At 38.6% G+C, this 5304-nt stretch carries 5 protein-coding genes; 1 reads left to right on the top strand and 4 read right to left on the bottom strand.

Annotated elements, in window-relative coordinates; genetic code table 11:
* From AC1DND_RS18450 to AC1DND_RS18440, 3 genes are all read right to left on the bottom strand, one after another.
* Positions 1–248 (bottom strand): hypothetical protein (locus AC1DND_RS18450; protein ID WP_477583844.1); only part of this gene is annotated, 248 nt, incomplete at its 3' end.
* Positions 249–347: 99 nt separating this feature from the next.
* Entirely contained in the window at positions 348–1685 is a 1338-nt protein-coding gene (locus AC1DND_RS18445; protein WP_477583843.1) for a hypothetical protein, read from the bottom strand.
* A gap of 1 nt (position 1686) precedes the next feature.
* Entirely contained in the window at positions 1687–1941 is a 255-nt protein-coding gene (locus AC1DND_RS18440; protein ID WP_477583842.1) for a hypothetical protein, read from the bottom strand.
* 175 nt (positions 1942–2116) lie between these two features.
* Between AC1DND_RS18440 and AC1DND_RS18435 the strand changes: the two genes are divergently transcribed.
* Positions 2117–2371: a helix-turn-helix transcriptional regulator gene (locus AC1DND_RS18435; protein ID WP_477583840.1), complete on the top strand. Its 255-nt coding sequence runs from the start codon at positions 2117–2119 to the stop codon at positions 2369–2371.
* Between the two features lie 30 nt (positions 2372–2401).
* Here AC1DND_RS18435 and infB read toward each other — a convergent pair.
* A partial coding sequence (infB, locus tag AC1DND_RS18430) for a translation initiation factor IF-2 (RefSeq protein ID WP_477583838.1) occupies positions 2402–5304 on the bottom strand: 2903 nt, incomplete at its 5' end.

Genomic DNA, 5304 nt, shown 5'->3' with positions numbered 1-5304 from the left:
GGCGTATACTCTGTAAATTTGTAATTAATCAAAAAACCACCAATAAGGAAAAAGGCAATTGTAGCAAACTTCCAAAATTGCATAGTAGTAATTTGTAGCCAAACATCAGTTGTATTGTTATATTTAGCCCCCCAAAGTATTGCAGAATGCTCAAAAACAATTCCTATCATTGAAATACACCGAATTGTATCAACGAAGTTAAAACTCTTTTTCTCCTGTGTTTGTAAGGTTTTTAATTCAAAATCCATTAAATAGTATAGGTAGATAAATGTCAAATATCTGTTAAAAAAAAGAGTTCCGAATTAATTCGGAACTCTTTTAACATTTATGTATGTAAAATATTACAGTTAATGGTTGTAAGTTAACATGTAGAATTTTATTCCCTCGCTGACATAACCTCCATATGATGTATTAAGCGTATTATAATAATGATCACCATTACCAGGCGCAAAGTAACTATAAACAGCCGACGTACCTGCTATACCAGCGCTTCCATAAACATAGCCAACTATACCCTCATAAGTATATCCACCATAATTTTGCTGGCTCGTTGTATAATAATGATCACCAGATGGAGAATTATGGGCAACATATCYATAAAGCGGGATAGTACCGGGTTTTTGAATCGAGTGAACATATCCTAGAACCTTTTCGTATGTGTAACCAGGCCTATCTTTCCTTATTGTAGTATAGAAATGATCACCACTTGTACTATAATATTGATATAGTTCCTCTACATCCTCTTCAGGTAGCGGAAACGTCGGATTTGGATGAGGTTTCATAAGAAGGTAAAAAGCGATTCCATTAAGTGCATAACCATCGAATGTCCCAGGTCCGTCAACGTAAATATAATTATTTGCAGACTGGCTTTTATGTTGATATACAGGTCGTGTCTTGCTTACCTGATTACTATAGACATAACCTATGATCATAGTTGGAGCGCCATAAACTGGATGAGTAGGTTCCGTTGAGTAATACTTAATTATCTCCTCAGTATCATAGTTGTGATAAAACTCATAAAGCGGAATAGTTCCAGGTTTCTGAACTTTAAAAACATACCCAATTACTCCAGCAAATATCTCATTACCAAGGTAATCTCGAGAGATAACAGGCCCTCTATAAGTTGTGTAAAAGCGTGTCCCTCCCCTCTCATTTGTATAGGAATATAATGGATAACTATCTGCGACTGGGGCGTCTATTGCTGGTGCTGGTGCTACATTTATTGTTGCAAAATTAACATTCGATGTGATCCACTCACCCCATGTATTAGTTGAGGAACTATAATATCTTATTTGTAAAAAGACATTTGACGTGTTAATTGATTCAGGTATGACACCCTGTATATATTTCACATTTGAATAATCCGAAACACTTCCCGTGGGTGTAACAAAATCGGAAGATGTCACTATGCGGAAAGTATTATTATTGTCATCCAACTCAGTGATATTGGTTACTCCAGCAATCAACCTTACCTGAGCATTTACCTCTTCCAATACCGCAGAGCCATTAACGTAAGATCTTGAGAGTGTGTATGAGGCTACGAAATAGCTATCTGTCCCACCATAAACTTTAATTTTTGAATTTTGTAGATAGGTGCTTTCAATAGAAAAATTAGAGATGGCTGGCGTAGCGTATACATTTAAACCTGTAATAAGTACTAATACTAAAAATATAATTCTTTTCATGTTATTTAGAATTTTTAAACTTATATTCATTAGCATTATTATATCTTTTCTGCATATCTTCTAGTGATTCTTTGAAGTTGGTACCTGAGATGTAGAATTCTTTTTTGTCTTTATCAAAAGAGATTTTTTCTTTTGGCATTTCAGTGGTGGTTGCAATAAAAGTAATAATCTCATTAATCTCACTTTTTTTCTCTATTGTGATAGGTTGATTATCGGTTTTTTGGTTTTTCTTACATCCTTGCAAAGCTCCGAACACCAAGTGCTTGCAATCAACAACTTAAAACAGGTTAAAATTTTTCTTTTCATAATTGTTTTTTTCACAAAAAGACAAAGAAAAAATATTAATTTTGACAACCCTTTATTATCATTATTTACTTATTATAATACAATAAGTAAATAATACAAATACATAGTCATTAACGCTTCTCAACATGTTAGATATAGGAAATACCTTAAGAAGGTATAGGGATAAATACAATTATACACAGCAATATGTTGCTGATGTAATCGGAATAAGCAGGGTTGCTTATCGAAAGTGGGAAAATAATGAAGTAGATTTTGCCATATCGCAATTGCATAAAATTGCTGGGTTATACAATATCCCGATTCATCAGATAATCATTCAATCAGATTTTGAAAAGCACAAAATAATTTCTCTCCAACAAAAAGGGCATCAATATCATTGATGCCCTTACTTTATTTTAACAGAGAACCGATTACAGTTTTCTAGCTACTTCTACTTGTTCGTAAGCTTCTACAATATCGCCAACTTCGATGTTATTAAAGTTCTGAATGTTTAAACCACACTCGTAACCTTTATTAACCTCTTTCACGTCATCCTTAAAGCGTTTTAACGATGCCAGTTCACCGGTGTATACAACAACACCATCTCTAACGATACGGATCTTGCTGTTACGGGTAATCTTACCATCCAATACCATACAACCTGCAATGGTACCCACTTTAGTAATTTTGAAAGTTTCACGAATCTCAACGTTAGCCACAATTTTCTCTTCGAATTCCGGATCCAACATACCTTCCATCGCTGATTTAATCTCGTTGATTGCATCGTAGATGATAGAATATAAGCGGATATCGATCTGCTCAGCTTCTGCAAGTTTACGTGCACCTGTTGATGGACGAACCTGGAAACCAATAATAATCGCATCAGAAGCCGAAGCTAACAACACATCAGATTCTGAAATCTGACCAACACCTTTACTGATGATATTGATCTGGATTTGCTCAGTTGATAGTTTCAACAATGAATCGGCCAATGCCTCGATTGAACCATCCACATCACCTTTAACAATGATGTTAAGCTCTTTAAAGTTACCGATAGCCAAACGACGACCGATCTCATCCAATGTAATGTGTTTCTGCGTACGTAATCCCTGTTCGCGTTGTAACTGCATACGTTTGTTTGCAATATCACGTGCTTCGGTTTCACTTTCTAAAGCATTAAATCTATCGCCTGCTGTAGGTGCACCTTGCATACCCAAAACCTGTACCGGTTGTGATGGGCCTGCTGATTCTACCTTAGCACCACGCTCGTTGGTTAATGCTTTTACACGTCCACTATAACTACCCGCTAAGATTGGATCTCCCACTCTTAACGTACCGGCCTGAACCAATACCGTAGTTACAATACCACGTCCTTTATCCAATGCAGACTCGATTACAGTACCTGTAGCTCTCTTATTCGGATTCGCTTTCAGCTCTAATAATTCTGCTTCTAATAACACTTTATCTAAAAGTAAATCAACATTTAAGCCGCTTTTGCTTGAGATTTCCTGCGACTGATATTTACCGCCCCAATCTTCAACCAAGATATTCATTACTGATAATTGCTCGCGTACTTTATCTGCATTTGCACCTGGCTTATCTACTTTAGTGAAAGCAAATACCAATGGTACGCCTGCAGCCTGTGCGTGGTTAATCGCCTCTTTAGTTTGAGGCATCACCGCATCATCAGCTGCGATAACAATAATGGCAATATCGGCAGCCTTAGCACCACGTGCACGCATCGCTGTAAAGGCTTCGTGACCTGGAGTATCTAAGAAGGTTACTTTTTTACCGGTTGGTGTAGTTACCATGTAAGCACCAATGTGCTGGGTAATACCACCTGCCTCACCAGCTACCACGTTTGCTTTACGGATATAATCCAGCAATGAGGTTTTACCGTGATCGACGTGGCCCATAATCGTAACAACCGGAGCTCTCTCGATTAAATCTGCCTCGTTATCTTCTTCCTCAATTACATTTTCTTCATCCTCATCTGGTTTAACGAATTGAATTTCGTAACCAAACTCATCTGCAACAATGGTTAAGGTTTCAGCATCTAAACGCTGGTTAATGGAAACGAACATCCCTAGACTCATACAGGTACCAATAATTTTGGTAACTGGTACATCCATCATGCTCGCTAACTCATTAGCCGTAACAAATTCTGTTACTTTTAATATTTTCGATTGAGATTCAAGCTCATTTGCAGCCTCTTCTGCATTCGATGCTACATCATCACGTTTCTGACGACGTAATTTAGCACGTTGTGCAAATTTACCCGATTTACCAGCACCACTTAAACGGGCAAGTGTTGCTTTGATCTGATCTTGAATTTCTTTCTCAGTAGGTTCTTCTTTAGGTCCGCTTGGTGTAGCGTTTCTATTTTGGAAACCTGGTCTGTTATTGTTGTTATTTCTATTTCCTTGGTATGGAGTTCCGCCTTGTCCCGCTGGTCTGTTACCTTGGTATGGAGTTCCACCGCCTGGTCTGTTACCTTGATAAGGTGTACGAGGTTGCCCTGGTGTACCACTTTGACCTTGGCCCTGACCTGCAGGATTATTTTGTCCTTGCTGGCCTTGACCGCCGTGTTGACCTGGTTGGCCAGGTGCTCCTGGAGTTTTTTTGCGTTTACGCTTACGTTTAGCAGCTTCACTATCGCTAGATGATGCTACCGGACCGTTTCTTCTATCCGGAGTTGTTGGTAAAACAATTTTACCAATAATATTCGGACCGGTTAATTTAACGGTACGTGCTTTAATTACTTCAGGCTCGTTGCTTACCGGTTTTGCTTCAGCTGGTTTTTCTTCCACTTTAGGTTGTTCAACTGGTTTTACAGGCTCAGGTGCTTTAGCCACTGGTGGCGCTACAACCGGCGCTGGAGGAGCAGGTGTTTCTTCCTTTTTAACCTCAACCGGTTTCTCTTCCACTTTAGGTTGTTCAACTGGTTTTACAGGCTCAGGTGCTTTAACCACTGGCTGTTCTACTACAGGTGCAGCAGGTGTTTCTTCTTTCTTAGCCGGACGTGTTTTCGAGTTAAAATCGTTTAAATCGATCTTCCCTACAATTTTAACCCCTGGCAATCCAGTTTCTTCAACTTTATCTTCTGCCTTAGTTTCTTTTACTGGCTCTACTGCTGCCGCAGGGGCTGGTGTTTCTGCCTTAGGGGTTTCTACAACCTTTGGTTTCTCTACCGGAGGCGTAAATGATTGAGCATTTTTAATTAAAATCTCTTCATTTTTCTCAAAATCGGTATTCTTCTTCGGCGCTTCTACTGGCTTTTCAGTCTCAGGCTCGTTGCTTACCGGTTTTGCTTCAGCTGGTTTTTCTTCCACTT

Source organism: Pedobacter sp. 01N416 (assembly GCF_056399685.1).
This window is presented reverse-complemented; position numbering and strand designations above follow the sequence as displayed.